Here is a 21,113-nt window from a genome sequence, read left to right as displayed (position 1 = left end):
GCTTCTGTCCTACCATCCCGTGATGCGGATATGGCCCTTGCTCCTTGCCCTCCTGTCCACGCCCCTCCATGCGCAGGAGGTGGATCTGGAACTGGTGCTGCTGGCCGATGCCTCCGGCTCCATCGACCAGGCCGAGATCGACCTGCAACGGCAAGGCTATGCGGCGGCGATCACCCATCCCGATGTGCTTTATGCCATTTCCTCCACCCTGACCGGGTCCATCGCGGTGACCTATGTGGAATGGGCCGCCAATCAGGCCGTGGTGGCCGATTGGGCGATCATCGCCACGCCCGAGGATGCCGAGGCCTTCGCCGCCGCGCTGCTTGGCCCGCCCCGGCTGGCCTCGGGGCGCAACGCCATCGGCGCGGCGCTTCTGGAGGGCAAGCGGCTGATCGAGGCGAATGAGATCACCGGTCTGCGCCGGGTGATCGACTTTTCCGGCGACAGCGCGAACAACTGGTCCGGCCCCTCGATCGAGGAGGCGCGGGACGAGGTGCTGGCGGCGGGCATCACGATCAATGCGCTGCCCCTGATCCGCGATCCGGCAGATGGCTGGGAAAGCCCGCTGGTGCAGATCTACGAGGAACGCATCATCGGCGGCCCCGGCGCCTTTCTGGTGGCCGCCGATACCGGCGCGCGCTTCACCGAGGCGGTGCGGCGGAAGCTGATCCTCGAAATCGCGGGGATGCTGCCCGAAACCGTGCCGACCTCCGCGCCCTGAAACAGGGTTTACAGCGCGTTAACCAAGGGCCTGTGGCAGCGCGCGCTGCGTGGCCACAGTTTGCGGCACAGTTTGCGGCACGCTTTGCGTTACGGCTTTTGCAGGGTCTTCAGATGCTCGGCCAGTTCCACAAGGCGGATTGGCGTCGGTGTCATGATACCGTCGCCGCCGTCATAGGGCACCAGTTCCCCATCCAGCAACGCCGCGAATTGCGGCATCACCCGCCCGCCATCCTGCCCGCCCGTATAGCCCCAGATCTGCGCCATCACCCGCGTTGTGGGGAAGGTGCCGCCATTGCCCTTTGCCAGCGCCGTCAGGTCCGCAGGCTTCTGCGACAGGCCCGCCGCCATCTCGCCATCGCCCTTGCCTCCGGCTCCATGGCAGCCCGCGCAGAAGGCTGCGTAATCCGCCGCGCCCGTGGTCTGTTCGGCCCGCTCCGCCCCCGGAAGGACGCAGGCCGCAAGGCCGAAAAGCGCAATCATGCCAATGGGATATAGGAATACACGTTGCACTGTCGCCTCCGTTTTTGTGATTGGGTGCAGTCAATCACAACCCCGCCCGCCGATCAACGCCTGTGCCTTCGCCGCGCCCTGGGGACGGCCATCAGCCGCCCGTCACGCGCCCCTGATCCAGCCGGACGATGCGATCCATCCGCGCCGCAAGGTCAAGGTTATGGGTCGCGATCAGCGCCGAAAGCCCGGTCTCGCGCACCAGATCCATCAGCGCGGCAAAGACCTGATCCGAGGTTGCGGGATCAAGGTTCCCCGTCGGTTCATCCGCCAGCAGAAGCTTGGGCCGGTTGGCCAGCGCCCGGCAGAAGGCCACCCGCTGCTGCTCCCCCCCCGACAGCGCCGCAGGCCGATGCCCCGCCCGCCCCGCAACCCCCACCCGCCCCAGCAGATCCAGCGCATGGGCCTCTGCCACACGCTGCGCGACGCCATTGGCAAGTTGCGGTAACACGATGTTTTCCAAGGCAGAAAACTCGGGTAGCAGGTGGTGGAACTGGTAGATGAAGCCCACTTCGGCCCGCCGCGCCTCGGTTCGTGCGCGGTCCGAGAGGCCGCCCATCTCGCGCCCGCCATGCAACACGCGGCCCGCATCCGCCGTGTCCAGAAGCCCCGCAATATGCAGAAGCGTGGACTTCCCCGCGCCGGAAGGGGCCACCAGCGCCACCACCTCGCCCCGCGCAACGGTCAGCGTGGCGCCCCGCAAGACGATGACTTCGCTGGGTTTTCCCCGGTTATAGCCCTTTTCGATCCCGTCCAGAACCAGCGCGGCGTCATTCATAGCGCAGCGCCTCCACCGGGTTCATCCGCGCCGCGCGGCGGGCCGGAAACAGCGTGACGACAAAGGACAGGAACAGCGAAAGCCCCACCGCCGACAGCACATCGCCCAACTGCAGTTTTGCAGGCAACGCATAGATGCCCCGGATCGACGGATCCCAGACCCCGCCCCCCGCCATGTAGTTCACGAAGGAAAAGATCGGGTCGATATAGATTGCGAAGAGGCAACCCAACACCACCCCTAGTGCCGTGCCGACAAGGCCCGTGGACGCGCCGCAGAGGAAGAAGACCCGCAGCACCGCGCCCTCCGTCAGGCCCATGGTGCGCAGGATGCCGATGTCGCGGCCCTTGTTCTTCACCAGCATGATCAGGCCCGAGATGATGTTCATCGAGGCGATCAGCACCAGGATGGACAGGATCACGAACATGATGTTGTCCTCCACATCCAGCGCCCGCAGGAAGGCCCCGGCAGAGTCGCGCCATGTCCAGAGCATCCCGTCGGGGCCAGAGGCGGCCAGCAGCGCGCCCGACAGGTCATCCACCCGTTCGGGCTCTGCCACCATCACCTCGATCTCGTCGGCGCGGCCTTCCTTGTTGAAATAGGCCTGCGCCTCGTCAAACGGCATGTAAAGCCGTGTGCGATCAATGTCATAGCGCCCGGCGGTGAAGATATAGACCACCTCATAGGCATTGACGCGCGGGCTGGTGCCGAAGGCCGTCTTGACGCCCGAGGGCGCGATGACGCGGACGCGGTCGCCCAGACCGACGCCCAATTCGCGCGCAATGCCCGACCCGATGGCGATGCCTTCGGCAAAGCGGGCGATGTCGCCCTCGGCATTGGCGCCGATGCCGACGCGGGGGATCGCCTCCAGATCGGCGGGGCGGATGCCGAAGACCTCGGCCCCCGTGGTGCCTTCGCCCGCCGTCACCATGACCTGCCCCTTGATCAGCGGCGCGGCGCGGGTGACGCCCGGCACCTCGGCCAGCCGGGCGGCCAGCGCGTCATAGTCGTCAAACCCCCGGATCAGTTGGCCATTTTCGGTCACGCGGCCCGCCGAATAGACGGTCACATGGGCATTGGCACCCAGGATCGTGTCCACAAATTCCGCCCGGAACCCGGCGCGCACCGACAGCGTGGCGATCAGCGCAAAGACGGCCAGCGTGATGCCCGCCAGGCTGATCCAGGTCATCACGCTGACCCCGCCCTCGGCGCGGCGGGCGCGCAGATAGCGCCAGGCAATCATCCATTCGAAGCGCGAGAAGGGGGCTGTCGTCGCCATGTCCTGCCTGAGAAAACGCCCCGCGGGGCTGTGCGGGCGGACAGTGTCGGCAAGCCTTGCGAAGGTCAAGCCACGCGCCCGTGAAAGGGCGGCGGCGGGCGGCTTCACCCCGCCACGGCCAGCGCGACAGCGGCGAAATGCAGCCCGGCCGCCACGGCCACGAAAAGATGCCAGATGGCATTGTGGAACTTCAGCCCGTGCCAGCGGTAAAACCCCACCCCGGCGACATAGGTGATCCCGCCCAGCACCAGAAGCCAGAGCGAGGCAAGCGGCAGCGCCTCCCGTGCCGGGCCGATGGCGGCGACGCCCACCACACCCAGCGCGATATAGGCCAGCACCGACAGCCGGTCGAACCGCCCCGGCAGCGCGACCTTGACCACGACCCCCAGCACGGCCCCCGCCCAGACCACCCCGGCCAGAACCGCCGCGAAAAGCCCGTCCTCGAAATGCACCACCACAGCGGTATAGGTGCCCGCGATCATCACATAGATGGCGGAATGGTCGAACCGCCGCAGCACCCATTTCAGCGCCGAATTCGGCACCATGTTATAGGCCAGCGAAAAGCCGAACATCGCGAAATAGCCCGCCGCATAGACAGCCAGCGCCGCGAAGATGCCGATCTCTCCCAGCGTCAGAACATGGCCAAGCAGCACGGCAAAGGCGATCACGCCCGCCAGCAGCGCCACGGCATGCACGATGCCATCGGCCAGAAGCTCGCCCGTGGTGAAGGGCCGCTTTGTCAGACGGGGATGATTGGCAGGAAGGGACATGCGCGGCGCTCCGTTGCAGGCGGCGACAGGATGCGCCCGGCCCTTGTGAAGTCAACGCGACAGCCCGTCCCCTGACGCTACGTCATGCCCTTCATCTTGGCCTGAAATACTCCGGGGGGAACGGCCCCGCAGGGGCCGTGGGGGGCAGGCCCCCCGAAAAATTTTCGTATGAAAATTTTTCCCCCGCCCGAAGGCGGGATCAGCGCCCGGCGTAGATCTGGGCGATGCGGTCTACCGCCGCCTCGGGCGACATCTCTTCGCTTTCGCCCGTGCGGCGCGAGGTCAGTTCCACCACGCCATTGGCAAGGCCGCGCGGCCCGACCGTGATCCGCCAGGGCAGGCCGATCAGGTCCATCGTGGCGAATTTCGCCCCGGCACGTTCGTCGCGGTCGTCATAAAGCGCCTCAAGCCCCTTGGCCGCCAGCGCCTTGTAGATCCCCTCGCAGGCCGCATCCGCAGCGCCGTCGCCCTGTTTCAGGTTGACGATCCCCACCGGGAAGGGCGTCACGCCTTCCGGCCAGATGATGCCCTTGTCGTCATGGCTGGCCTCGATGATCGCGCCCAAAAGGCGGCTCACGCCGATACCGTGCGACCCCATCTCCACCGGCACGCGGCTGCCATCGGGGGTGACGACGGTCGCGCCCATCGCTTCGGAATATTTGGTGCCGAAATAGAAGATCTGCCCCACCTCGATCCCGCGACCCACCTTGCGATGCGCTTCGGGCACGGCGTTGAACACGGCCTCGTCATGCGTTTCATCCGTGCGGGCATAGAGGGTGGTGAACTCCTCGCAGACCTTCGCCACCTGCGCGCGGTCGTCATAGTCGATGTCGCGCGCGCCAAGTTTCAGGCCGGTCACCCGGTCGTCATAGAAGACCTCGGATTCCCCCGTCTGCGCCAGCACGAGGAATTCATGCGTGTTGTCCCCGCCGATGGGGCCGGAGGCCGCGCGCATCGGAATGGCGGTCAGGCCCATGCGCTCATAGGTCCGCAGATAGCTGACCATGTGGCGGTTATAGGCGTGGATCGCGGCATCGCGGTCGATGTCGAAATTGTAGCCGTCCTTCATCAGGAATTCGCGCCCCCGCATCACGCCGAAACGCGGGCGCATCTCGTCGCGGAACTTCCACTGGATGTGGTAAAGCGTCAGCGGCAGGTCCTTGTAGCTGTTCACATGGGCGCGGAAGATGTCGGTGATCATCTCCTCATTCGTCGGGCCATAGAGCATCTCGCGCTTCTGCCGGTCGGTGATGCGCAGCATTTCCTGCCCGTAATCGTCATAGCGCCCGGATTCGCGCCACAGGTCCGCCGGTTGCAGCGTCGGCATCAGAAGCGGGATATGACCGGCGCGGATCTGTTCCTGATGGACGATCTCCTCGATCCGCTTCAGCACCCGATAGCCCAGCGGCAGCCAGGAATAGATGCCCGCCGCCTGCTGCTTGATCATGCCCGCGCGGAGCATGTAGCGATGCGACACGATCTGCGCCTCGGCGGGGTTTTCCTTCAGGACGGGCAGGAAGTAGCGGGTCAAGCGCATGATGGCCTCGTGAGAACGGTTCGGCCCCGTTCCTAGCGGGAAGCCGGGGGTGAGGCAACGCCCCTGCCGCCGGGGCTGGCCTTTCCTGGCTGCGCCATCGGGCGGGGGACGGGGCGGATGCCGCCGCCCTATCGGCGCGCCCGCTGTGCCGAACGGCACGCCCGCCCTCGGGTTCAACGGCTAGGCTGCCGGAACAGCCTTGCAGAAGGGGGCCGAGATGACCGAGGCACAGCACCGCCCGAAATGGCTTGACGACATGATTGCCGAACTGGGGGCCGAGATCGGGCTGGACGATCTGGGCTTTGGCGACGCGGGGCTGTTCGAGCTGTCCTTCGACGGAACCGAGATCGCCGTCTTCGATGCGGGCGAGGCGGGCGGCATCGTGCTGAAGTCGGCCCTGTCCCTGCCGCAGCCCTTGCCGCAGAACGCCCTCTTCCTGCTGCACGAGGCCAATCTTTCGACCTTCCAGTCGGGGCGCGGCTTCGTCACGCTCGACCTTGAATTCGGCTGCTGGGTCTGGACCGACAGGATAGACCGCGCGCAACTCACCCTGCCTCACCTGCGCGCGCGGCTGGAAGCAGGGGCCATGGCGGCCCGCGACTGCGCGGCGCGCCTTCCGCATCTGCTGTCCGGCAGCGCGGCCCCTACCGCGCCGGAGGCCGCGCCCGACCCGCCGGGCACCGACCTTCTCTTCCGCCTTTGACCATAGACCCGGAGCGCCATCATGGGACGTGACCTTTCGAGCCTGACCAACAAAAGCCTTGTCAGCCTGATGAAAAGCGCCTCTTTCGGCACGGTCCAGTCGGATGACCAGAGGGGCCTGAAGAAAAGCGCCCTTTTCGCGGGCCTAGCGAAGATCAAGGCGCATTTCGACCCGGAAACCCAGACGGCCAACCGTCAGGCGCGCGAGGATTTCGCAAAAGCCCTGATCAAGGAGTTCGGCATTTCGGGCAATAGCGGGGCGGGAAAGTCGCTCAAGGAATTCTGCACGGGGGAGAACAGCGGCAAACCGCTGTCGATCCGGACGGCACAACGGATGATCGGGACCTTCCTTTCGATGCGAGAGGGAAACCGCCCGCCCGAAACGCCGCAAGACAGCAAGGCCCTGTCGGAAATGGTGAAGGACTTTCAACGATATGAACATGCCGTCATCCATGATGACCAGATGCGGTTCGAACAGACCGCCGACCGGACGGATGAGAACATCGGTCACCAGGACCTTGGCAGCCTCAAGAACCAGCTTCTGCCGCTGCATTCCAGGAAAGGCGAGGCGGCGCGGGAAGAGATGATCGAGATGTCCCGGCAATGGCTGCGGCTGGCCGACCGCGAGGATACGCGCGAGGCGGCGCTGTCCTTGCTGAAGGAAATGGGTCTGTGATCCGCGTCTCCGCGGCGGGGTTGAAACAATCCGCGCCCGGCGATCACGCCGGATAACGCCTTTGCCAGAGCGTTGAAATGCGGTGATCGGGCCGAGGGGGGCGGCGCGTAGCCCCTTGCGACATGGCAGTTCCGCCCTGTCGCATCCACGGGGACGTATCATGAAATTCAAGCTTGCACTGGCCGCACTGGCCCTTTCCGCCACCACCGCTTCGGCCCAAAGCATCGTCGATATCGCGGCGGGGGATGAGCGCTTTACCACGCTCGTCGCCGCCGTCACGGCGGCCGGTCTGGCCGAGACGCTGGCCGGACCCGGCCCCTTCACCGTCTATGCCCCGGTGAACGAGGCCTTCGCCGCCCTGCCCGAAGGCACGGTGGAGACCCTGCTGAAGCCGGAAAACAAGGGCCAGTTGACCGATGTCCTGCTCTATCACGTCGATGACCGGAACTTGCCCGCCGCCGCCATCCCGGCAGGGTCAAACTATTTCAAGCCGCTCCTGACCTCGCAGCGGCTCTGCATCACGGCAGGGTCGGGTGGCGTGACCATCGCCGATGGCACGGGCGAGGTGGCCAATGTCATCATCGCCGACATCAAGGCCGACAATGGCGTGATCCATGTGATCGACAAGGTCCTGCTGCCCGGCACCCGCCCCGCCTGCCACTGATCGGGCAGGGCGGGCCGCATTATCGGCACGACAAGGCAAGGGCGGGCGCAGGGACATGCGCCCGCCCTTGCACCTTTGGCCGCAAGGCATGATATCATGCATCCGCAACCCGGAGGCGCGTATGGCCCTGCCTGTCAGGCAACAGCTTTTCTACTGGGGGATCGCGATGGCGGTCTTCCTCTTCCTGCTCTGGGCGCTGGGCAATGTGATGCTGCCCTTCCTCGTGGGCGGCGCCATCGCCTATTTCCTCGACCCCGTCGCCGACCGGCTGGAACGGCTGGGCCTGTCGCGGGTGGGGGCGACGGTGACGATCTCGCTCGTCGCGCTTTTGCTGGCGGTGCTTCTGGTGCTGGCGATCATCCCGACGCTGATCCAGCAATTGACCGGCCTCATCAACGCCGCGCCCGAGATTTCGCAGCGGCTGCAAGCTTTCCTCGTGGAACGCTTCCCGGAACTGTCGGACAGCACCTCGACCATCCGTCAGACGCTGGCGCAGATCGCGACGACGATCCAGGCCAAGGGCGGGCAATTGGCCGAGACGCTGCTCTCTTCCGCCATGGGCCTTGTCTCGGCCATCGTTTTCATCGTCGTGGTGCCGGTGGTGGCCTTCTACCTGCTGCTGGACTGGGATCATATGGTCGCCAAGATCGACAGCCTGCTGCCGCGCGACCATGCGCCGACGGTGCGGCGACTGGGGAACGAGATCAACGCCGTGCTGGCGGGCTTTGTGCGCGGGCAACTCTCGGTCTGCCTGCTGCTGGGCAGTTTCTACGCCATCGCCCTGATGATCGCGGGGCTGCAATTCGGTCTGGTGGTGGGGGCCATCGCCGGGGCGATCACCTTCATCCCCTATGTCGGGTCGCTGGTGGGGGGCGCGCTGGCCATCGGCCTTGCGCTGTTCCAGTTCTGGGGCGACTGGATGTCGATTGCCATCATCGCGGGCATCTTCGCGGCGGGGCAATTCATCGAAGGCAATATCCTGACGCCCAAGCTGGTGGGGAATTCGGTCGGCCTGCACCCGGTCTGGCTGCTCTTTGCGCTGTCGGCCTTCGGGTCGCTCTTCGGCTTTGTGGGGATGCTGGTCGCGGTGCCGGTGGCGGCGGCCATCGGGGTGCTGACGCGGTTCGGCATCCAGCAATATCAGGCGAGCCTTCTTTATCGCGGCTATGCGGGGCGTGAGCCGCCAGAGGCAAGGGACGAGGCGGCGGAGTGATCCGGCAACTGACCTTCGACCTGCCCGCCCGCACGGCCTGGCGGCGGGAGGATTTCTTCGTCTCGCCCGCCAATGCGGCGGCGCTGGCCGCGCTGGACGACTGGCGCCACTGGCCCGGCGGCAAGATGGTGCTGACGGGGCCGAAGGGCAGCGGCAAGACGCATCTGGCAAAGCTCTGGGCGGCCGAGACGGGGGCGGCGGTGCTGCCCGCCACGGCGCTGGCCGGGGCAGACCTTCCGGCGCTCTCGGCCCATGGCGCCGTGGCGGTGGAGGATGCAGAGGCCGTCGCAGGCGATGGCGCGGGGGAGGCGGCCTTCTTCCATCTGCACAACCTTGTCACGCAAGCCGGGCACCTTTTGGTGACGGCCGCGACCCCACCGCGCGACTGGCCCCTTGCGCTGCCCGATCTTGCCAGCCGTTTGCAGGCGGCGGGGCTGGCGCGGATCGAGGCGCCGGATGACGCGCTTCTGTCGGCGGTGCTGATCAAGCTGTTTTCCGACCGCCAGATCGCCGTCCCGCCTGCCGTGATCCCCTATATGGTGGCGCGGATGGAGCGATCCATCGACGCCGCCCGCGATCTGGTGGCCGCGTTGGACGCAAGGGCGCTGGCCGAAGGGCGGCCGATCACGCGGGCCCTGGCGGCAGAGGTGATGGGGGGGTAGGGGCGGGTTTGGGGCGGTGCGTGCGAGCACGCACCCTACGCCAGCATCCTTTGCACGATGGTCGGGTCCTTGGCGATCAGCGCCAGCAGGACGCGCGCCGGGCCTTCGGGGCGGCGGCGGGCCTGTTCCCAATTCACCAGCGTCCCCTTGCTGACCCCGATGGAGCGGGCGAAGTCGGCCTGACTGAGGCCGGTGCTGGCGCGGATCGCGCGCACGTCGGGGGTGGGGACTTCGATATGATGGGTGATGGCGCCGGAGGTGTTGCCTTTGAGATAGGCTTCGACCTCGGTCAGGCCGCGCATGATGCTTTCGAAGGTTTGGGACATAGGGTTGCCAATTTAACTTACGCGAGTGCTTTGGGCGGTGTTTGGGGCGATTTCAATCGTCTTGACTGTAGCCTATCTGCCTGAATTATGCGCATTCACTAACTGGTGGCAATTTGGAAGTAGAAGTCCTCGACCATATCTTGGAAGCGTTGCGTTTCAATCTCATCACGTCTCTTTCTAAGGCACTCCAAGCACACCTCTATGTCGGGCATGCCGAAGTCCTTTAGCAATCGTGTGTGCCCGTCTTCAAATGCATATTCGAAGTACTCAGATAGAGGGTAGATTTTTGTGCTTGGGAGCTCTGTGCCGCAATCTGCGCAGGACTGCGGATCCTCACTATACATACAATGAAGACAAATGAACCTTCCCTTGCGTATCACAAGAAAGTCTTCAACGCAGTCTGGGCAGCAATAGACATTTTCGTTCTCGATGAGTTGATTCTTTGCGTGATTTAGGAACTCTTCGCGCCGTCGAGCAATTTCGAGGATCTTCTTAAGTGAGTTCTTGTTTACAAAGCTGGAGAGATCTACATTAAATTCGCTTTGAAGAAAAAAGCGAACAAACGCAAACACCTCAAAGCACTTTGATGCAATTGATTTTTCATTCTCAAACAGCACTCCATGAGAAACTCCATTCCTCAGGTCGACGGCGCTTGCGATACTGTGTTCTGCTTGTTGGGGTATCCGAAGTCCATAAATCTCCGGGTCCTTCAGTCTCGCTAGCGCTTGAACTAAGCTGATTGATCGCCTTTTCGAGTCAAGTGTCTCCCTGACAAGCACTGGGTGCACCGAAATTAGCTTTGCCTTTAAGGAAAGCTCAAGTGCTGCCACGAGGTTCACCGCAGCAAACTTCCAGCGCGATTGGTTTGCCTGTGCTTGAATAATGTTTTCTATGGCTTCCGAGAGAAAGTCCTCAGCACTAGCCAAGTAATTCTTTTCCAGCATCACACATCCAACTCCTCCACAAACCGCGCGTTCTCCTGGATATACTGGAACCGCAGTTCCGGCTTCTTGCCCATCAGGCGTTCCACCAGATCGCCCGTCTCGCCCGGCGCGTCCTCGTCGATGCTCACCCGGATCAGCTTGCGCGACTTCGGGTCCATCGTCGTGTCCTTCAGGTCCTTGGCATCCATCTCGCCCAGACCCTTGAAGCGCTGCACGTCGATCTTGCCCTTGCCGCCCAGGCCCTTGGCGAGCCATTCCTCCTTTTCGGCATCCGAGGCCACATAGATGCGCTTCGCCCCTTGGGTCAGCCGATACAAGGGCGGGCAGGCGAGGTAGAGGTGGCCCTTGTCGATCAGCGGCCGCATCTGGGTGAAGAAGAAGGTCATCAGGAGCGAGGCGATATGCGCCCCGTCCACATCGGCATCGGTCATGATGATGATCTTGTCATAGCGCAGATCGTCGACCTTGAACTTCGTGCCCATGCCCACCCCCAGCGCCTCGCAGATGTCGCGAATCTCGCTGTTGTCGTGCAGCTTGGCCGAGGCCGCGCCGAGGACGTTCAGGATCTTGCCCTTGAGCGGGAGGAGCGCCTGCGTTTCCCGATCCCGCGCGCCCTTGGCGGAACCGCCGGCCGAGTCGCCCTCCACAATGAACAACTCCGTCCCCTCGCGCGATTTCGCGGTGCAATCGGTCAGCTTGCCGGGAAGGCGCAGTTTCTTGGTCGCGGATTTGCGGGCGGTTTCCTTTTCCATCCGCCGCCGCAGCCGTTCCTCGGCCCGCAGGACGAGGAAATCGAGGATCGCGCCTGCCGATTTGGTGTCATTGGCCAGCCAGTTGTCGAAATGGTCGCGCACCGCGCCTTCGACCCATTTGGCGGCCTCTTCTGTCGCCAGACGGTCCTTCGTCTGCCCCACGAATTGCGGTTCGCGGATGAAGCAGGAGACCAGCGCGCAGCCCCCCGCCAGCAGGTCGTCGCGGGTGATCAGTTCGGCCTTGCGGTTCTTGACCAGATCGCCATAGGCGCGGATGCCTTTCAGGATCGCGGCCCAGAAGCCGCCCTCATGCGTGCCGCCTTCGGGCGTGGGCACGGTGTTGCAATAGGACTGGATGAACCCGTCCCGCGCGGGCGTCCAGTTGATGGCCCATTCGACGGAACCGGGGACATTGTATTTCGCGGTAAAGCTGACCTTTCCGGCGAAGGGGCGGTCGGCATAGGTGGATGTCTTGGCCAGCGAGTCGGACAGGTAATCGGCCAGACCGCCGGGGAAATGGAACACCGCCTCTTGCGGGGTTTCGCCGTCGGAAATGGCGGATTTCCAGCGGATTTCCACGCCCGAGAAGAGATAGGCCTTGGAGCGGACCATCTTGAGCAGCCGCGCGGGCTTGAAGGTCTGGCTGCCGAAGATTTCGTGGTCCGCATGGAAGGTGACGGATGTGCCGCGCCGGTTGGGGGCTGGCCCCACCTTTTCCACCGGCCCCTTGGGGATGCCGCGCGAGAATTCCTGGGCAAAAAGCTCGCGGTTGCGCGCCACCTCCACCCGCATGTGATCGGACAGGGCGTTGACGACGGACGCGCCGACCCCGTGCAGACCGCCCGAGGTGGCATAGGCATCGCCGCCGAACTTGCCGCCTGCATGGAGCGTGCAGAGGATCACCTCCAGCGCGGATTTGCCGGGGAATTTGGGGTGAGGGTCGATCGGGATGCCGCGCCCGTTGTCGCGGATGGTGACGGCGTAATCGGCGTGAAGTTCCACCTCGATCCGCGTGGCATGGCCGGCCACCGCCTCATCCATGGCGTTGTCGAGGATTTCCGCCACAAGATGGTGAAGCGCGCGTTCATCCGTGCCGCCGATATACATGCCGGGGCGTTTGCGAACGGGTTCCAGCCCTTCGAGCACCTCGATGGAAGAGGCGTTGTAGCTCTGGTCCCCGGAGGAGAGGAGGTCATTGGCCATGCGCGATGCTCGATTCTTTATGGATGCGATGTAGCGCGGGATTAGAGCATCGCAGGGGGGGCGGGCGCAAGATGTGGGGTCTTACCCCCTGGCCGCGCGTTGGCGGAGCCAAACGGCAAGCTCCCCCTCATCCATCAGGCGCTGCGCGGCGCGGATGATGGCCTGGCCGGTCTCCTCGGTTTCGAACACCATCTGTATGCCGTTCAGGGCAAGGACTGCATGCATCGCTCGGAACGCCGTTCGCTTGTTCGCATCGTTGAAGCAGTGGCCTTGGGCGATGGCGATGGCATAGGCGGCAGCAAGATCGAAGGCATCTTCGATCATCCCATAGGTCAGGCGATTGTCCACCCGGCCAAGCGCGCCTTCAAGGGATTTGTCGCGCGCCCGACCGGGGATCTCGCCAGGGTTCAGGACATGGTCGTGAATACGCTCGACCAACTCGGCACTCAGAAGGATGAAGGTCATTTGCCACGCAGATAATCGAGGATGGGCTGGACACGCTCGCGGGAACGTTCGAGAACCTCCATCACCTCTTCCAGCGTCGCCACGCGGTGTTCGGTCTGATCCACCGCCTCGACCGGGACGAGATAGCCGACAAGGGCAGAGTTCTTGAGGATCGCCACCGGCTGGCCATTGGCGCGGTCGAAAACCTTTTGCGGTTCCCGCAACTCGGTCATGGTGCAGATGTTCGGCGTGGCGAGGCGGGTCATGGGGCGTCTCCCTTGAAGAATGTGGAATGGAATATACACTGCATCATACAAATTTCCAAGGGAGGCGGATCATGCGGGTTCTGTTCACGGGCGGGTCGGGGAAGGCGGGCAAGCATGTGGTGGCCTATCTCGCCGCGGCGGGGCATCGGGTGGTGAATCTGGACCGCGTGGCCCTGAACCATCCCGGCGTGCATGATTTCATCGCGGACATCACCGATGCAGGGCAGATGTTCTCGGTCATGTCCGGCCATGCGGGCTATGACGAGCTGGATCAGGGCCCGGCCAAGCCCTTCGACGCCGTGGTGCATTTCGCAGCCATCCCGCGGCTGATGATGTGCGCAGATACCGAAACCTACCGCGTCAATGTCATCGGCACCTATAATGTGATCGAGGCAGCGGTGAAGCTGGGCATCCGCAAGATCATCATCGCGTCGAGCGAGACGACCTATGGGGTGTGCTTCTCCGAAGGGGTGGTGGACCCCAAGGTCCTGCCGCTGGAAGAGGATTACGATATCGACCCGATGGACAGCTATGGCATGTCCAAGAAGGTGAACGAGGTCACGGCCCGCAGTTTCCAGCGCCGGTCGGGATTCGACATCTATGCGCTGCGGATCGGGAACGTGATCGAACCGCACGAATATGCGACGGTCTTTCCGCCCTTGAAGGATGATCCGGGTCTGCGGCGGCGGATCACCTTTTCCTATATCGACGCGCGCGATCTGGGGCAGATCGTGGATCTCTGCCTGAAGAAGGATGGGCTCGGCTATCAGGTCTTCAACGCGGTGAATGACACGAATTCGGTGCCGCAGGAGAATGCGGAGCTGCTGGCGCGGTTCTTCCCGAAGGTGCCGCTGTCACGTCCCGTCGGCCCGCAGGAAAGCCTGCTGTCGAACCGCAAGATCCGCGAAGTGCTGGGCTTCAAGGAACAGCACAACTGGCGCCATTATGTGAAAGGCTAGGGCGTAGGATGGGCAGTATTGCCCATCCTACCCGGCCTCGGCTGCGCTATTCCGGTTCCGCCATGCGGCCTGCCCACATCTTCTGGAAGGCGGGGCGGGCCTGCGCGGCCTTCAGCCAGCGGTCCACCTCGGGGAATTCGGCGATCAGGGCCGCATGGCCCTGCGCATAGCGCAGGCATTCGGCGGTGTTGATATCGGCCACGGTGAAGCGGTTGCCGACCAGCCAGTCGCGTCCCGCCAGATGGGCGTTCAGTCGGCCCAGGGGACGGCGCAGCTTTTCCGCAGCGACTGTGACGATCCCTTCGCCCATCGTGCCCGCCGGGGCCTGAAGGATTTCCAGCGCCGGGCCTTCGACGGAGGTCGCGGCAAAGAGCGCCCATTGCTCCATCTGCGCGGTTTCCGCATCGTCCTGCGGGCCGAAGTCCCCGCCATGGCGGCGCGCAAGATAGAGCGAGATGGCAAGGCTTTCGGTCAGGATCAGCGCGCCCTCCTGCATCACGGGGATCTGGCCCTGCGGGTTGATCTTCAGGAAATCCGGCGCGGCGGTGTGCAGCGGTGCATCGGCGGCCCCCGGATCGGGCAGGCGATAGGCCTGAATGACGGGGACATGGGTGAAGGGCGTCCCGGTTTCGTGCAGCAGCCAGAGCGGGCGTGTCGCCCGCGAGCGGTAAACACCATAAAGCGTGATCATGGTCGGTCCTTCGGAGTCCTTGGTCTGTTGCCGGACGCTAGACCGGGACTGCGGGCAACACAAAGCGGAAGTTTTGCCGTTCTTGACGGGGATCAAGGCGCGATGCCGGCGGATCGGGCCGGATCGGGCTTTACCGGCATGGGAGGTTCGGCATGGACGGCGACAGCATCACCTCGGTCGAGACGGCAACGGCCCTGCGGCCGATGGAGGCCAATGAGGCGGAGGATGACCGCCCGCAAGGCCCGCAGCATTACCCCTCGGTCGATGCCGACCGCATCCGCGCGACCTTTGAAGGCGGGGTCTATCCCTATCACCGCCCGCTTGGCCGCAAGGCCTATGAGGCCGAGAAGGCCGCGCTTCAGGCCGAACTTCTGAAAGTGCAGATCTGGGCGCAGGAGACGGGGCAGAAATTCGTCATCCTGATGGAGGGGCGCGATGCCGCGGGCAAGGGCGGCACGATCAAGCGCTTCATGGAACATCTGAACCCCCGCTATGCCCGCGTCTGTGCCCTGACCAAGCCCAGCGATGTGGAAAAGGGGCAGTGGTTCTTTCAGCGCTACATCGCGCATCTGCCGACGGCGGGGGAAATGGTCTTCTACGACCGCAGCTGGTACAACCGCGCCGGGGTGGAGCGGGTGATGGGCTTCTGCTCCCCGTCCGAATATCTGGAATTCATGCGGCAGGTGCCGGAACTGGAACGGATGCTCGTCCGGTCGGGGATAAGGCTTTACAAATACTGGTTTTCCGTCACGCGGGAAGAGCAGCGCAAACGCTTTCAGGCGCGCGAGACGGACCCGCTGAAGCGGTGGAAGCTGTCGCCCATCGACAAGGCGTCGCTCGACAAATGGGAGGACTATACCGAGGCGAAGGAGGCGATGTTCTTCTACACCGACACCGCCGATGCGCCCTGGGTCATCGTCAAGTCCGACGACAAGAAGCGCGCGCGGCTGAACGCGATGCGGCATTTCCTGACGACGGTGGACTATCCCGAAAAGAACTGGGACGTGATCGGCATCCCCGATCCGCTGATCGTGGGGCGGGCCAGTCAGGTGATCAACGGGGCAGGGCATATCCTGGATGCCGCGACCCACCCGGCGGTTCGCCGCTGAGGGTGGTTGCGGCGGGGCGGGCGGGGGCCTAACTCTGGCGGCGTTAAGGTCGGCCGGAGGGGGCATGCATCTGGCGGTGGCGATGGCTGGGGCGATGGCGGGGGTGATGGCGCTGGCAGGGCCTGCGGGCGCGCATCCCCATGTCTTCATGGACACCGAGTTGGAGGTTCTGCGCGATGCCGACGGGCGCGCGGTCTCGTTGCGCGTGACCTGGACCTATGACCCGTTCTTCTCTCTCGTCCTGATCACCGAACGGGGGCTGGACCCGGACGGGGATGGCAGCCTGACGCCGGAAGAGACGGCGGCGCTTCAGGGGTTTGACATGAATTGGGAGCCGGGCTTTCCGGGCGATACCTATGCCTTCGCCGGGGCGCAGGAGGTGGCGCTGTCCGGGCCGCGCGACGGGGTGGCGCGCTATGAGGGGGGGCGCATCATCTCGTCCCATCTGCGCGATCTGGCAGAGCCGGTGGCGGGCCTTCTGGTGGTGAAGAATTACGACCCGACCTATTACACCGAATACACGATCCGCGCCGTGCGGGCCGAGGGGTGCGGGACCGAGATCATCGCGCCGGACCTGACGGCGGCCGAGCGGGAATTGCAGGCGGCGCTGGCCGAAATCCCGGCGGATGTGGATGTTGAGATGGGCTTTCCGGAGGTGGGCGCTGTCTTCGCGCAGGAGGTGCGGGTGACATGCGGCGGGGCCTGACGCTTGCGGGGATCGGCGTGGCGCTGCTTCTGGTCCTGCTCTGGGGCCTTGGTGGCTTCGATGCCCTGGCCCGGATCGCGGCCGAGGCGCAGCGCGCCTTGCAGGCCCCGCTGGCCGGGGCGGTGCGCGCGGTGCAGGCGGGGCAGCCTCTGGCCTGGGCGGGCCTTCTGGCGGTCTGTTTCGGCTATGGCGTCGTCCATGCGGCGGGGCCGGGCCATGGCAAGTTCGTGATCGGCGGCTATGGCCTGGCGCGGCGGGTGCCGCTGGCGCGGCTGGCGGCGGTGGCGCTCGCGGCTGCGCTGGCGCAGGCGGGCGTGGCGGTGGCGCTGGTCTATGCCGGGGTGCTGGCGCTGGGCTGGACGCGGGAGCGGATGGTGGGGCTGGCCGAGGGGATGCTGGCGGCGGCAAGCTGGGGGGCGATCGCGCTCTTGGGTCTGTGGCTGGTCTGGCGCGGCGCGCGCGGGGCGCTGCAGCAGAGCCGGGAGGCGAGGGCCGGGGCCCTGGAACCGGCAGGGCACCATCACCACCATCACCATGCCCACGACCATGGCCACGACCATGGCCATGACCACGGTCCCGATTGCGGCTGCGGCCATGCCCACGGGCCGAGCGTGGAGGAGGTGGCCGGTCTGACCGGCTGGCGCGATACTCTGGCGCTGATCGGCAGCGTGGCGATACGGCCCTGTTCCGGGGCGCTTTTCCTGTTGATCCTGACCTTCCAGATGGGCATCGGCGCGGCTGGTGTGGCCGGGGCCTTCGCCATGGGTCTGGGTGTGGCGGTCGTCACGCTTGGGGTGGCGGGTCTGGCCATCTGGTCGCGCGAAGGGGTGCTGGCGGGCCTGGGCGAGGCGCGTGTCTGGCGGGCGCTGCCGGTGATCGAGATCGCCGCGGGAGCAATGATCGCGGCGCTGGCTTTGGGAATGCTGATCGGGGCGTAGGATGGGCATTATTGCCCATCCCGCCGGCTGAACTCCGGCGCAGATGACGCCGCAGCGCGGCGAGGGTCATCTCTTGTTCCCGTCGTGGCGCGGGGATAATCGGAGCAGATGACACAGAGCCTGACCCTTACCGGCCATGCGCGGGCGATCCTCGTGCTGGGCCTGCCGCTCGTCGGCAGCCACCTCGCGCAGATGGCCCTGCATGTTGCCGATACGGTGATGATGGGCTGGTATGGCGTCACCGAATTGGCCGCCACCGTGCTGGGCGCATCGAGTTTCTTCGTCATCTTCATCCTCGGTTCAGGCTTCGCCCAGGCGGTGATGCCGATGGTGGCCGCCGCGCTGGCGGAAGGGGATGAGACGCAGGTCCGCCGCGACGCCCGGATGGGGCTGTGGCTGTCGATCCTGTTTGGAACGGCCTGCTATCCCCTGTTCTGGTGGTCGGGGCCGATCCTTCTGGCGCTCGGGCAGAAACCCGAGGTGGCGGCGCTGTCGCAGGCCTATCTGCGGGTGGCGGGGCTGGGCATGATCCCCGCGCTGATGGTCATGGCGCTGAAAAGCTATCTCGCCGCGTTGGGGCGGACGCAGGTGGTGCTCTGGGTCACGCTCGGTTCGGTCGCGCTGAACGTGGCGATGAACTGGGTCTTCATCTTCGGCAATTGGGGCGCGCCGGAATTGGGCGTGGTCGGGGCGGCGCTGGCGACACTGGCGGTGCAACTGGCCAGTGTGCTGGCGCTGGGTCTCTACGCGGGCTGGTTGCCCGAATTGCGGCGCTTCCGCCTATGGCAGCGGTTCTGGCGGGCCGATTGGGTGGCCTTTGGCCGCGTCTTCCGGCTGGGCTGGCCCATCGGGCTGACCGGGCTGGCCGAGAGCGGGATGTTCCAGGCCAGCGCTCTGATGATGGGCTGGATAGGTACGGTCGAACTGGCCGCCCATGGCATCGCGATGGAGGTGGCAGCGCTGGCCTTCATGGTGCATCTGGGCCTGTCGAACGCAGTGACGATCCGCACCGCCCATGCCGATGGGGCAGGGGATCCGCGCGCCATGCGGGATGGCGCGCTGATGGGGATCGCGCTGTCCTTTGCCTTTGGCGTGGCGATGGTGGTGCTGTTCCTCGCGCTGCCCGAACCGATCATCGCGGTCTTCCTCGACATGGCGAAACCCGAAAGCGCGGAGATCGTGGCCTTCGGCACGGTGCTGCTGGCCTTGGCGGCGCTGTTCCAGCTTGCCGATGCGATGCAGGTCATCGCGCTGGGCCTGTTGCGCGGGGTGCAGGATACGAAAGTGCCGATGTGGCTGGCCGCGATCAGCTATTGGGGCATCGGCATTCCCTCCAGCTATGTGCTGGCCTTCCCGCTCGGCTTGGGGGCGGTGGGGCTGTGGCTGGGGCTTGTGGTGGGGCTGACTTGTGCCGCGGCAAGCCTGATGTGGCGGTTCTGGGCGGGGTATCGTCGGCGGGCAGGGGCGGTGGGGGCAGCCGTGGCGGGGTGAACTCCGCCCTACGTTTTGCGGGCCAGAGGCGGGGTGAACCCCGCCCAACGTTTTGTGGCCAGAGGCGGGGAGACCCCCGCCCTACCTGCCGTCACTCGGCCGCCTTCGCGCCTTTCGCCAGACGGTCGGCCTTGCGCCGGATCAGCACGGTGCGCAGGTCATGCATGGCCAGAAGCAGATCGTCGGTCACCTCTTCCAGCTGCTCTTCCGTCGCCCGCGACTGCGCCCAATGCGCCGTCAGGTTCAGGTGATCCACGGCGCGGCGGATGTCGTCGATGTCGCGGCGGGCAAGTTCGGCACTCCGCGCGGCGATCCAGTCCTTGATCAGCGCGCGCTCCTCAGCCGTCAGCACATGGTCACCATGCGGCCGGACATTGCCGTTCTTCAGGTTGATCGTCGCGATCTCGTCAAGTTCGATGCGGCGCTGGCGGTTCTCGGTATCCACCTTGAACAGCACGGCGCCGTTGTCGCGGATGCGGAAATAGTAATCCGGCAGATCGCCCGGCATCCCGTGCCTTCCCTACAAGAGCCCCGCGCAGAAGTTGCGGATGCGCGTGCAGGCCTCGGCCAGCACGGCATCGGACGTAGCGTAGCTGACGCGGAAGTTCGGGGAAAGGCCGAAGGCGGCGCCAAAGACGACGGCGACGCCGGTTTCCTCCAGCAGCGCCTCGGCAAAGACCTCGTCATTGGTGATGATCTTGCCGCTGGCCGTGGCCTTGCCGATACAGCCCGAAATGTCGGGATAGACGTAGAAGGCGCCTTCGGGCGTCGGGCAGGTGATCCCCGGTGCGGTGTTCAGCATCGACACGACCAGATCGCGGCGGCGCTGGAACAGGGCGCGGTTCTCGGCCAGAAAATCCTGCGGGCCGGTCAGCGCCTCCAGCGCCGCATATTGCGCGACGGATGAGGGGTTGGAGGTGGATTGGCTCTGGATCGTCCCCATCGCCTTGATCAGGGCCACGGGGCCCGCGGCATAGCCGATGCGCCAGCCGGTCATCGCATAGGCCTTGGACACGCCGTTGCAGGTGAGCGTCCGGTCGTAAAGACCAGGTTCCACCTCGGCCGGGGTGCAGAATTTGAAATCGTCGAAGACGAGGTGTTCGTACATGTCATCCGACATCACCCAGACATGGGGATGGCGCATGAGTACATCGGTCAGGGCCTTCAACTCGTCCCGCGTATAGCCCGCCCCGGTGGGGTTGGAGGGGGAATTGAAGATGAACCATTTCGTCCGCGGCGTGATCGCCGCCTCAAGCTGGGCAGGCGTCAGCTTGAACTGCGTCTCGATCCCCGCCACGACGGCGACGGGCGTGCCCCCGGCCAGCATGACCATATCCGGATAGCTGACCCAATAGGGGGCGGGGATGATGACCTCGTCGCCGGGGTTCAGCGTGGCCATCAGCGCGTTGTAGAGGATCTGCTTGCCGCCCGTGCCCACTGTCACCTGCGCGGGCGTGTAGGTCAGGCCATTCTCGCGCAGGAATTTGGTGCAGATCGCGGCCTTGAGTTCCGGGATGCCATCGACGGCGGTGTATTTGGTCTTGCCTGCGTCAATCGCGCGCTTGGCGGCGTCTTTGATGTTCTGCGGCGTGTCGAAATCGGGCTCGCCCGCGCCAAGGCCGATGATGTCGCGCCCCGCCGCCGCCAATTCGCGCGCCTTGTTGGTGACGGCGATGGTGGGCGAGGGTTTCACGCGGGCAAGCGTGTCGGACAGGAAGGCCATGGGAACCTCGTGCGGGGTGGAACTGGATCGCGTGCTGTCTTAGGGTGCGGGGG

The 21,113-nt window shown here is 65.1% G+C and carries 24 protein-coding genes; 11 read left to right on the top strand and 13 right to left on the bottom strand.

What is annotated here, in order from left to right; genetic code table 11:
* Positions 1-22: 22 nt before the first annotated feature.
* Positions 23-721, top strand: a complete 699-nt coding sequence (locus tag C0V75_RS15560) for a DUF1194 domain-containing protein (protein ID WP_101922115.1) — start codon at positions 23-25, stop codon at positions 719-721.
* Positions 722-810: 89 nt separating this feature from the next.
* Here C0V75_RS15560 and C0V75_RS15555 read toward each other — a convergent pair whose 3' ends face one another.
* The 5 genes from C0V75_RS15555 to proS all read right to left on the bottom strand — a co-directional run bounded on the left by C0V75_RS15555 (position 811) and on the right by proS (position 5,591).
* The gene (locus C0V75_RS15555; protein WP_101921887.1) at positions 811-1,203 is read right to left on the bottom strand and encodes a c-type cytochrome; all 393 of its coding nucleotides are present in this window, start codon (positions 1,201-1,203) and stop codon (positions 811-813) included.
* 121 nt (positions 1,204-1,324) lie between these two features.
* Positions 1,325-2,008 carry an ABC transporter ATP-binding protein gene (locus C0V75_RS15550; RefSeq protein WP_101921886.1) on the bottom strand — a complete coding sequence of 228 codons (684 nt, stop codon included), beginning with the start codon at positions 2,006-2,008 and terminating at the stop codon, positions 1,325-1,327.
* Positions 2,001-3,284, bottom strand: coding sequence for a lipoprotein-releasing ABC transporter permease subunit (locus C0V75_RS15545; RefSeq protein WP_101921885.1), 1,284 nt, complete (start codon positions 3,282-3,284; stop codon positions 2,001-2,003). The genes C0V75_RS15550 and C0V75_RS15545 overlap by 8 nt, the downstream gene beginning before the upstream one ends.
* Before the next feature lie 104 nt (positions 3,285-3,388).
* Positions 3,389-4,054, bottom strand: a complete 666-nt coding sequence (locus C0V75_RS15540; protein ID WP_101921884.1) for a hemolysin III family protein — start codon at positions 4,052-4,054, stop codon at positions 3,389-3,391.
* Positions 4,055-4,253: 199 nt separating this feature from the next.
* Positions 4,254-5,591, bottom strand: a complete 1,338-nt coding sequence (gene proS / locus C0V75_RS15535) for a proline--tRNA ligase (RefSeq protein ID WP_101921883.1) — start codon at positions 5,589-5,591, stop codon at positions 4,254-4,256.
* 217 nt (positions 5,592-5,808) lie between these two features.
* Between proS and C0V75_RS15530 the strand changes: the two genes are divergently transcribed.
* The 5 genes from C0V75_RS15530 (at position 5,809) to C0V75_RS15510 (ending at position 9,508) form a co-directional block, all read left to right on the top strand.
* Positions 5,809-6,294: a type III secretion system chaperone gene (locus C0V75_RS15530; protein WP_101921882.1), complete on the top strand. Its 486-nt coding sequence runs from the start codon at positions 5,809-5,811 to the stop codon at positions 6,292-6,294.
* Positions 6,295-6,315: 21 nt separating this feature from the next.
* On the top strand, positions 6,316-6,969 hold the full coding sequence (locus C0V75_RS15525; RefSeq protein ID WP_101921881.1) for a hypothetical protein: 654 nt from the start codon (positions 6,316-6,318) through the stop codon (positions 6,967-6,969).
* 160 nt (positions 6,970-7,129) lie between these two features.
* Positions 7,130-7,633 carry a fasciclin domain-containing protein gene (locus C0V75_RS15520; protein ID WP_101921880.1) on the top strand — a complete coding sequence of 168 codons (504 nt, stop codon included), beginning with the start codon at positions 7,130-7,132 and terminating at the stop codon, positions 7,631-7,633.
* A gap of 121 nt (positions 7,634-7,754) precedes the next feature.
* Positions 7,755-8,846 carry an AI-2E family transporter gene (locus tag C0V75_RS15515; protein ID WP_101921879.1) on the top strand — a complete coding sequence of 364 codons (1,092 nt, stop codon included), beginning with the start codon at positions 7,755-7,757 and terminating at the stop codon, positions 8,844-8,846.
* Entirely contained in the window at positions 8,843-9,508 is a 666-nt protein-coding gene (locus C0V75_RS15510; protein ID WP_101921878.1) for a DnaA ATPase domain-containing protein, read from the top strand. The genes C0V75_RS15515 and C0V75_RS15510 overlap by 4 nt, the downstream gene beginning before the upstream one ends.
* A gap of 35 nt (positions 9,509-9,543) precedes the next feature.
* On the opposite strand, the gene C0V75_RS15505 is transcribed toward C0V75_RS15510, so the two are convergent.
* The 5 genes from C0V75_RS15505 to C0V75_RS15485 form a co-directional block, all read right to left on the bottom strand.
* Entirely contained in the window at positions 9,544-9,834 is a 291-nt protein-coding gene (locus tag C0V75_RS15505; RefSeq protein WP_101921877.1) for a DNA-binding transcriptional regulator, read from the bottom strand.
* Positions 9,835-9,932: 98 nt separating this feature from the next.
* Positions 9,933-10,778 carry a hypothetical protein gene (locus C0V75_RS15500; RefSeq protein ID WP_101921876.1) on the bottom strand — a complete coding sequence of 282 codons (846 nt, stop codon included), beginning with the start codon at positions 10,776-10,778 and terminating at the stop codon, positions 9,933-9,935.
* Positions 10,778-12,733 carry a DNA topoisomerase IV subunit B gene (gene parE, locus C0V75_RS15495; protein ID WP_101921875.1) on the bottom strand — a complete coding sequence of 652 codons (1,956 nt, stop codon included), beginning with the start codon at positions 12,731-12,733 and terminating at the stop codon, positions 10,778-10,780. The genes C0V75_RS15500 and parE overlap by 1 nt, the downstream gene beginning before the upstream one ends.
* Before the next feature lie 81 nt (positions 12,734-12,814).
* A complete protein-coding gene (locus tag C0V75_RS15490) occupies positions 12,815-13,198 on the bottom strand; it encodes a type II toxin-antitoxin system death-on-curing family toxin (protein ID WP_101921874.1) in 384 nt (127 codons plus the stop codon).
* A complete protein-coding gene (locus C0V75_RS15485; protein ID WP_101921873.1) occupies positions 13,195-13,443 on the bottom strand; it encodes a hypothetical protein in 249 nt (82 codons plus the stop codon). Before C0V75_RS15485 ends, C0V75_RS15490 begins: the two co-directional genes overlap by 4 nt.
* Before the next feature lie 71 nt (positions 13,444-13,514).
* Here C0V75_RS15485 and C0V75_RS15480 point away from each other — a divergent pair, with 71 nt between their 5' ends.
* Positions 13,515-14,402 (top strand): NAD(P)-dependent oxidoreductase, encoded by an 888-nt coding sequence (locus C0V75_RS15480; RefSeq protein ID WP_101922114.1) that lies wholly within the window; start codon positions 13,515-13,517, stop codon positions 14,400-14,402.
* 46 nt (positions 14,403-14,448) lie between these two features.
* Here C0V75_RS15480 and C0V75_RS15475 read toward each other — a convergent pair whose 3' ends face one another.
* On the bottom strand, positions 14,449-15,093 hold the full coding sequence (locus tag C0V75_RS15475) for a glutathione S-transferase family protein (protein WP_101921872.1): 645 nt from the start codon (positions 15,091-15,093) through the stop codon (positions 14,449-14,451).
* 203 nt (positions 15,094-15,296) lie between these two features.
* Between C0V75_RS15475 and ppk2 the strand changes: the two genes are divergently transcribed.
* The 4 genes from ppk2 (at position 15,297) to C0V75_RS15455 (ending at position 19,337) form a co-directional block, all read left to right on the top strand.
* Positions 15,297-16,202 (top strand): polyphosphate kinase 2, encoded by a 906-nt coding sequence (gene ppk2, locus C0V75_RS15470; RefSeq protein ID WP_254216509.1) that lies wholly within the window; start codon positions 15,297-15,299, stop codon positions 16,200-16,202.
* Positions 16,203-16,266: 64 nt separating this feature from the next.
* On the top strand, positions 16,267-16,908 hold the full coding sequence (locus tag C0V75_RS15465) for a DUF1007 family protein (RefSeq protein ID WP_158241852.1): 642 nt from the start codon (positions 16,267-16,269) through the stop codon (positions 16,906-16,908).
* Positions 16,893-17,846 (top strand): nickel/cobalt transporter, encoded by a 954-nt coding sequence (locus C0V75_RS15460; RefSeq protein WP_101921869.1) that lies wholly within the window; start codon positions 16,893-16,895, stop codon positions 17,844-17,846. The genes C0V75_RS15465 and C0V75_RS15460 overlap by 16 nt, the downstream gene beginning before the upstream one ends.
* 108 nt (positions 17,847-17,954) lie before the next feature.
* Positions 17,955-19,337, top strand: a complete 1,383-nt coding sequence (locus C0V75_RS15455) for an MATE family efflux transporter (protein ID WP_101921868.1) — start codon at positions 17,955-17,957, stop codon at positions 19,335-19,337.
* A gap of 91 nt (positions 19,338-19,428) precedes the next feature.
* On the opposite strand, the gene C0V75_RS15450 is transcribed toward C0V75_RS15455, so the two are convergent.
* Entirely contained in the window at positions 19,429-19,845 is a 417-nt protein-coding gene (locus tag C0V75_RS15450) for a hypothetical protein (RefSeq protein WP_101921867.1), read from the bottom strand.
* 12 nt (positions 19,846-19,857) lie between these two features.
* A complete protein-coding gene (locus C0V75_RS15445; RefSeq protein WP_101921866.1) occupies positions 19,858-21,060 on the bottom strand; it encodes a pyridoxal phosphate-dependent aminotransferase in 1,203 nt (400 codons plus the stop codon).
* Positions 21,061-21,113: the final 53 nt, after the last annotated feature.

Source organism: Tabrizicola sp. TH137, from assembly GCF_002855575.1.
GTDB lineage: Bacteria > Pseudomonadota > Alphaproteobacteria > Rhodobacterales > Rhodobacteraceae > Paragemmobacter.
Note: the sequence above shows the minus strand (reverse complement) of the source record. Positions and strands in the feature narration are given on the sequence as shown.

Coding starts and splice junctions, on each gene's coding strand:
- C0V75_RS15545 (WP_101921885.1), bottom strand. CDS start 3,284: ATGGCGACGACAGCCCCCTTCTCGCGCTTCGAATGGATGATTGCCTGG.
- C0V75_RS15525 (WP_101921881.1), top strand. CDS start 6,316: ATGGGACGTGACCTTTCGAGCCTGACCAACAAAAGCCTTGTCAGCCTG.
- C0V75_RS15500 (WP_101921876.1), bottom strand. CDS start 10,778: ATGCTGGAAAAGAATTACTTGGCTAGTGCTGAGGACTTTCTCTCGGAA.
- C0V75_RS15485 (WP_101921873.1), bottom strand. CDS start 13,443: ATGACCCGCCTCGCCACGCCGAACATCTGCACCATGACCGAGTTGCGG.
- C0V75_RS15450 (WP_101921867.1), bottom strand. CDS start 19,845: ATGCCGGGCGATCTGCCGGATTACTATTTCCGCATCCGCGACAACGGC.
- C0V75_RS15480 (WP_101922114.1), top strand. CDS start 13,515: ATGCGGGTTCTGTTCACGGGCGGGTCGGGGAAGGCGGGCAAGCATGTG.
- proS (WP_101921883.1), bottom strand. CDS start 5,591: ATGCGCTTGACCCGCTACTTCCTGCCCGTCCTGAAGGAAAACCCCGCC.
- ppk2 (WP_254216509.1), top strand. CDS start 15,297: ATGGAGGCCAATGAGGCGGAGGATGACCGCCCGCAAGGCCCGCAGCAT.
- C0V75_RS15520 (WP_101921880.1), top strand. CDS start 7,130: ATGAAATTCAAGCTTGCACTGGCCGCACTGGCCCTTTCCGCCACCACC.
- C0V75_RS15555 (WP_101921887.1), bottom strand. CDS start 1,203: ATGATTGCGCTTTTCGGCCTTGCGGCCTGCGTCCTTCCGGGGGCGGAG.
- C0V75_RS15490 (WP_101921874.1), bottom strand. CDS start 13,198: ATGACCTTCATCCTTCTGAGTGCCGAGTTGGTCGAGCGTATTCACGAC.
- C0V75_RS15530 (WP_101921882.1), top strand. CDS start 5,809: ATGACCGAGGCACAGCACCGCCCGAAATGGCTTGACGACATGATTGCC.
- C0V75_RS15505 (WP_101921877.1), bottom strand. CDS start 9,834: ATGTCCCAAACCTTCGAAAGCATCATGCGCGGCCTGACCGAGGTCGAA.
- C0V75_RS15540 (WP_101921884.1), bottom strand. CDS start 4,054: ATGTCCCTTCCTGCCAATCATCCCCGTCTGACAAAGCGGCCCTTCACC.
- C0V75_RS15475 (WP_101921872.1), bottom strand. CDS start 15,093: ATGATCACGCTTTATGGTGTTTACCGCTCGCGGGCGACACGCCCGCTC.
- C0V75_RS15460 (WP_101921869.1), top strand. CDS start 16,893: ATGCGGCGGGGCCTGACGCTTGCGGGGATCGGCGTGGCGCTGCTTCTG.
- C0V75_RS15560 (WP_101922115.1), top strand. CDS start 23: ATGCGGATATGGCCCTTGCTCCTTGCCCTCCTGTCCACGCCCCTCCAT.
- C0V75_RS15515 (WP_101921879.1), top strand. CDS start 7,755: ATGGCCCTGCCTGTCAGGCAACAGCTTTTCTACTGGGGGATCGCGATG.
- C0V75_RS15550 (WP_101921886.1), bottom strand. CDS start 2,008: ATGAATGACGCCGCGCTGGTTCTGGACGGGATCGAAAAGGGCTATAAC.
- parE (WP_101921875.1), bottom strand. CDS start 12,733: ATGGCCAATGACCTCCTCTCCTCCGGGGACCAGAGCTACAACGCCTCT.
- C0V75_RS15455 (WP_101921868.1), top strand. CDS start 17,955: ATGACACAGAGCCTGACCCTTACCGGCCATGCGCGGGCGATCCTCGTG.
- C0V75_RS15445 (WP_101921866.1), bottom strand. CDS start 21,060: ATGGCCTTCCTGTCCGACACGCTTGCCCGCGTGAAACCCTCGCCCACC.
- C0V75_RS15465 (WP_158241852.1), top strand. CDS start 16,267: ATGCATCTGGCGGTGGCGATGGCTGGGGCGATGGCGGGGGTGATGGCG.